5 protein-coding genes and 4 pseudogenes are annotated in these 5,493 nt (G+C 53.8%); 3 read left to right on the forward strand and 6 right to left on the reverse strand.

Annotated features, from left to right (window positions below; all coding sequences use genetic code 11):
- A pseudogene (locus A0129_RS15315) lies at window positions 1–779 on the forward strand (transposase); the annotation flags it as partial.
- 224 nt (window positions 780–1,003) lie between these two features.
- Complete coding sequence (locus A0129_RS15320; RefSeq protein ID WP_291716260.1) at window positions 1,004–1,822, forward strand: sulfotransferase family 2 domain-containing protein; 819 nt, start codon at window positions 1,004–1,006, stop codon at window positions 1,820–1,822.
- 220 nt (window positions 1,823–2,042) lie between these two features.
- Here A0129_RS15320 and A0129_RS15325 read toward each other — a convergent pair.
- The 5 genes and pseudogenes from A0129_RS15325 to A0129_RS15335 form a co-directional block, all read right to left on the reverse strand.
- Window positions 2,043–2,399: pseudogene (locus tag A0129_RS15325) on the reverse strand (transposase); the annotation flags it as partial.
- A 156-nt stretch (window positions 2,400–2,555) separates the two neighbouring features.
- Window positions 2,556–2,651, reverse strand: a pseudogene (locus tag A0129_RS15870) (hypothetical protein); the annotation flags it as partial.
- Entirely contained in the window at window positions 2,611–2,943 is a 333-nt protein-coding gene (locus A0129_RS15330; RefSeq protein WP_291716261.1) for a DDE-type integrase/transposase/recombinase, read from the reverse strand. The pseudogene A0129_RS15870 and the gene A0129_RS15330, both read right to left, overlap by 41 nt.
- An 80-nt stretch (window positions 2,944–3,023) precedes the next feature.
- Window positions 3,024–3,164 (reverse strand): annotated as a pseudogene (locus A0129_RS15875) (IS3 family transposase); the annotation flags it as partial.
- Between the two features lie 136 nt (window positions 3,165–3,300).
- On the reverse strand, window positions 3,301–3,588 hold the full coding sequence (locus A0129_RS15335) for a transposase (protein ID WP_291716262.1): 288 nt from the start codon (window positions 3,586–3,588) through the stop codon (window positions 3,301–3,303).
- A gap of 289 nt (window positions 3,589–3,877) precedes the next feature.
- On the opposite strand from A0129_RS15335, the gene A0129_RS15340 reads away from it, so the two are divergent.
- Window positions 3,878–4,789, forward strand: a complete 912-nt coding sequence (locus A0129_RS15340; RefSeq protein ID WP_291716263.1) for a sulfotransferase — start codon at window positions 3,878–3,880, stop codon at window positions 4,787–4,789.
- 449 nt (window positions 4,790–5,238) lie between these two features.
- Here the strand turns inward: A0129_RS15340 and A0129_RS15345 are convergent.
- On the reverse strand, window positions 5,239–5,493 hold a 255-nt coding region (locus A0129_RS15345), incomplete at its 5' end, for a transposase (RefSeq protein WP_291716264.1).

A 5,493-nucleotide genomic window follows, 5' to 3' on the forward strand; every position in this document is an offset into this window, starting at 1 on the left:
GTTCCTGGAGAAGCTGATGGTGGCACCGGAGGTGAAACCCCTTCTCAGCAATGAGCACTTCTCGGTGGACGGAACCCTGGTGCAGGCTTGGGCGTCCCACGCATCTCTGAATCGGATCGACGGCGGGGACGATCCACCGTTACCACCGTCTGGCCCTGGCGAGGGATTCGGTGCGCCCAAGGAAGGCAGGAAACGGGCCAGGGGTGATTTGCGCGGTATCAGGCTCAGCAACGACACCCACCGCTCCAGCAGCGATTCCGACGCCTTGCTGGCCCGGAAATCCCTGGCCCACCCCGCGCTGCCCATCTACCGGGGCTATGTGCTCACGGACAACCGCCATGACGTGTTCGTCGATTGCCGCGTCACAGGAGCCGACGGCTACGGCGAACGGGGTGCGGCCAAGGCGATGGCGGCGGATCTGGTCGGTGCCCAGCAGAAGCCATAGCGGTGACAAGAACTACGACACCAGGGGATTTGTAACCGAGATGCGTCGGCTGGGCGTGCCCCCCCCCCCCCCACATCGCACAAAACAGGGCCTGCATCGGCGGTTCTGCGATCGCCGCTCCACCCGGCACGAGGGCTTCGCCCAATCGATCAACGCCTGCCGCGGCCTCGAGAAGGTGTTTGGCTGGATCAAAGCGTTCGGCGGCCTGCGCCAGTTCAAGTTGTGCGGATGGGAGAACGTCAGAGCCGTCTTTGGCCTGCACGTGATCGCCTACAACCTGATCCGACTGGGCAACCTGCTCCAGCCGAGTGTGGCCTTGGGTGGCTCTTGTTAGGTTACACGACTGCTCTAATCTGCCTGATTAGCCGGTGCTAATCTATCAGGCTGTGCCTTTTATGCCCATGCAATTAATAAGGTTGGATTGCCCACTCATATTCCATGCCATACAGCCCATAGAGAGATACCTCGCGAAGGATTTACACCAGCCTGAAGTCAATAGCAACGCCTTATGAGAAGCCGCTTTGGTGTCAACGCTGCTGTTTCCATTTGATCCGCCTTATGTCGACCATCTACTATCTTAGCAGCAAGGAAATGAAGGCCAGATATCTTGAGGTGCTTCCATACGAGACGAAAAGGTTTGCAACCTCAATGCTTAAGCCAAAATATACTACCGCTTCTCACGCACTTGTCACGGGGGAGCTGAACCATCCCGACTTCGACATGAGGAGTTTCTTGAAGACTGAAAGCATATTCATTCATATCCCTAAAGCAGCAGGCAGTTCAATAGGAAAGCAGATTTATGGTGGCATCACTTGCAGCCATACCTCGCTATACTGGTACACTCTGGCGCTAACCCATAAGCAAATCAACTCATTTTTTATCTACTCTATTGTGCGCAATCCTTGGGATAGACTTCATTCGGCTTACTATTTCCTGCGCTCAGGTGGCCTCCACAGAGGAGACAGACAGAGTTTTCGTGAGCATCTTTCCCATTACACAGACTTTGCCGATTTTGTTCACGACATTCCAAAATCCGGATTGCCGCCAATTATTCACTTCAAGCCGATGCACTACTTCGTCGAACTAAGGCCAGGAAAGACCTTTCTTGACTATTTTGGTTATTTCGAAGACCTTGACAGAGCCTATGCCAGAATTCTAGATAGAATACCCAGGCCAGAAGCAACATCTCCTCGGTTATGCCGAGAAAACATAACCACCAACAAAGCCATTAGCTACAAGGAAGACTATACAGGTCGCATGATAGACATAGTTGGCTCGACATACAGCCGGGACATTGACTTATTCGGCTATACATTTGACGGTCATTCAAGAGAATCCGCCAAGTTCCAATGTAGAAGAGTCGCTCAGGATTCTTGAGTTATCGCACAATTGGCGATCTCCCTTGGCACCTAAACTAGTCATCTTCTTTCCGCAGGCTGCTAAGGAGGGCCTCCTGAAAAAGAGATCCTGAGGCCAAGGCGCCAACAAGCTGAACCTAAATGAGCCGATAGCCTGCAGTTCATGCTGCAGCAATCTGAGCAATCAAGGATACAGATCGCTGACTTCTCCATGTTCCCTTGCCGAGCAGGACCTGTAGCCAGAGCGCAACAAGCACAAAAAGAAGCTCCAGCAGCTTCTGGAGGTTCATGACCAGCTCATTCATGGCAATGGCGGAACCCTGGGTCACTGGCACCTTTTCACAGATCAGGCCCAATCCGTACCTCCGTTTGCCCTAGCCGATTTTGCCTTCCACGGCATTGCGCTGACTCTGGTCATCGATGAACTGCCGCTTCTCGGCAGCCACCAACTCAGGATCATTCTTCGGCCGTCCCAGGAGTAAGCCGCTCAACCGGATTCCATGTCGCTGACAGAATGCACGGTTGGATCTTGTTCAGTAGATCTGGTCAGCACAAATCACTTTGGGATAGTGACCATGGCGGCGGCGATAGTCCCTCGCTGAGGTGGGTGCCTTTTGTTGGACAGATGTGGCCCTTGACATCGTTAACCCTGGGCGAGAAGAACAGGGTTCGGCCTCACTGTAGACCTCATGGGGAGTTTTGCCTCCCAGGGAGCTGTGCGGCCTTACATGGCAGTACCTCCAGAGGAAGGGGGCCAGACTGATTTCCGCCTCCCAGCCATCCCTGTAGGCTCGCAGGGAGACCTCCTCATACTTGACCGTGCGGCCACAGCCTCTCCACCAGGATATTGTCGTAGCAGCGCTTCCGGCCCGACCAGCTGATCTTGATCCCCTCAGTCTGTAGGCGGTCCACGAAGTCGGAGGAGGTGAACTGGCACCCTTGAACGGAGTGGAAGACCTCTGGCTTACGGCCGCCTCCCAGGGCCATTTCCAGAGCCTCCAGGCAGAACTCCTTGTCAAGGCTGTTGGAGAGTTTCCAGGACAGAACGTGCCTGGAGAAGAGATCCACGATCGCCACAAGGCAGAGGAAGGCTTTCTGCAGTGGGATGTAGGTGATGTCAGTGGCCCAGACCTGATCCACGGCCGTGACCAGCCTGAGCTCCACCAGACAGGGGAATCGCTCCGATGGCTCGCCGGGGGCCGTGGTGCTGGCTTCTGGTAGATCGCCCGTAACCCCATGCAGCGCATGAGGTTTCGCACGCGGTCACGACTGATCGGAATCCCATCTCTGGCCAGGTAGCCCACCATCCGGCGGCTGCCGCTACAGGGATCCTCGAGGTAGAGAGCGTCGATCTTGGCCATAATCCGCAGGGTCGATTCCCGCTCCGGTATGGGCCGGTAGTACAGCGTGGATCGAGGCAGGCCCAGAAGCACACATTGACGGCTGACGCTGAGCTCGGAGTGGTCATGATCGACCAGCTTGCGCAGTTCACGGGCGTCAGAACAGCTGAGACTTTTTTTTGAGCCACTCCAGCTCCATCTGCAGCCGCCCGATCTGCTGGAACAGCTCCGCTTCCTTGGCTTGCCCCTCGTCCTTGTCGTTGGTCTTCTTGCCCCTGGTGAACAGCTCGCTGGCTCCGTCCAGGAGCTGCCGCTTCCACTGGCTTACCTGGATCGGATGGATGGCGTGGTCGGCAGCGATCTCCTGGATCGTCTTACGGCCACTGATCGCCTCCATGGCGACCCTGGCCTTGAACTCGGGGCTGTGGGTACGGCGCTTGCTCATTGGTGGGAGCCCCCTTTCAGGGGCGGTGCCCCGCCTCAGAGGTTAACGATGGGGGCTGTCCAGAAAAACCAGACCACCTCATTCATCACTGCCCGTACACTCACCCCTGTGAACCCCTGATCGGTGTCCACGAAATCGGGGGAAGCCCACTTGGAAGGACGAGACCAGATGAGTTGCCTGGAAAGGGGTCTGCTGATGCCAGCCTTAAGAGAATCATGGCTTACGCGGACGGGACGAGAGCATTCAAGAATTTAGGCGGATCCGCCAAATAACAAGATCTGCAAATTTTATGAAACCAGAATTTATATGTATCGGCGCCCAGAAGGCTGGGACTACGTGGCTATATGCAAGGCTAAGAGAGCATCCCGAGTTTTCCCTGCCCCCAATCAAAGAGATGCACTATTTTGATCGATCTCACACTTATCCCTCTCCAAGTACACTCTCAGAGACCAAGTTACTCAGTAGGCTTCTGAAGCCTGGCTACATTAAAAATGGCGCCAAAACAATTCTTAGAGCTCTCAAATCACGAAACTTAGGCCTAGCTAGCTGGTGGATGCAATACTATTTCCGGGACTTTTCTGATTCTTGGTATTTAAAGCTATACGAGGCGCAAACTAGAATCACTGGCGACATAACGCCAAGTTATTCGATTTTAACTCGAGAGGATATTGCGCGAATGCACGAGATAGCTCCTCAGGCAAGACTGGTCTTTTTGATGCGCGATCCAATTCAACGAGCATGGTCGCAGTATCGAATGCACGAGCGTCATGGTCACTCCATAATTCTAAACGATCTCGGCACATTCAAGGCCTTTGTTGATTCTCCAGCCCAAGAACTCCGATCTAACTATTTGCGCACAATCGATTTGTATTTGGACTTCTTTGATTCTAGCCAGCTGCTATTGGGATTTTACGATGCCATCACGGATCAGCCGGAAGCATTATTGTCTGAGATATTAAAACACATTGGCGCAAAGGACACCGTCCACCAAGGAAATCTACGTCAGATTAATAACAAGTCAAGGAAGGTGGATCTTCCAGAGTCGTATCGAAGATATCTAGAGAGCAAATATTGTGATGACCTAGAAGAACTTGCTACCCGATACGGAGGCTATGCATCGAGATGGCTAGCCTCTACTAAGAAAAAACAGGCAGAAAAAACGGATGGAGCCAATAGGCTTCCGCCTGTGGCTCAACCTTGAGGTTAGATGGATCCAGTAGTTTCCCACCCGCCCCCTGTCTTGCATCCAAGCTGAATTTTCAGATGCGAATGCTGCGATCTTAGTTCTGATCTATCCTCATCTAGCGAGTCGCGTTCTCGTCATGCCATGAAGAGATAGCAGGCTCTGATAGACACGCTTTTGGGCGAGATTGAATCAATGCAGATTTGCAATTGTGGGACGGTGCCAGCCCAGTACTTCATTTTTAAGCTGAATAACATTTCCTCGGAGCGCAATCCTGGCGAGTTCGCTGGATTGAGTCCGCACTTACAGCACTTCGACAGCATGAAATGCTGAATTACTCCCAGGGTGCAATAATTTATTGCCTTAGTCTGCTTCCCGAAGAAGGTCTCATAAATGGTGAGCTAATTGAGACTTATGACGGCACGTTTATCGCCGTGAAAGAAGTCACGGCTTTAGGGCATGCCTACCTAGTCTCCCGTCCCGGAGATTTGCGAACAAAGTCGCTGGAGCTTCTCCAGGATTGAATCCGCGGTTGCGGTCCAGTTGAACGGCGCCTTGGTCTTGTTGTAGGCGGCCACGAACTGCTCGATCTTGGCGATCAGCTCCTTGACGCTGGAGAAGCTGCCGCGCCGGATCGCCCGCTGGGGGATGATCCCGAACCAGCGCTCCACCTGGTTCAGCCAGGAGGCGTATGTGGGCGTGTAGTGCACGTGGAAGCGGGG

The organism is Limnobacter sp. CACIAM 66H1 (genome assembly GCF_001601825.1).
Lineage (GTDB): Bacteria > Pseudomonadota > Gammaproteobacteria > Burkholderiales > Burkholderiaceae_B > Limnobacter.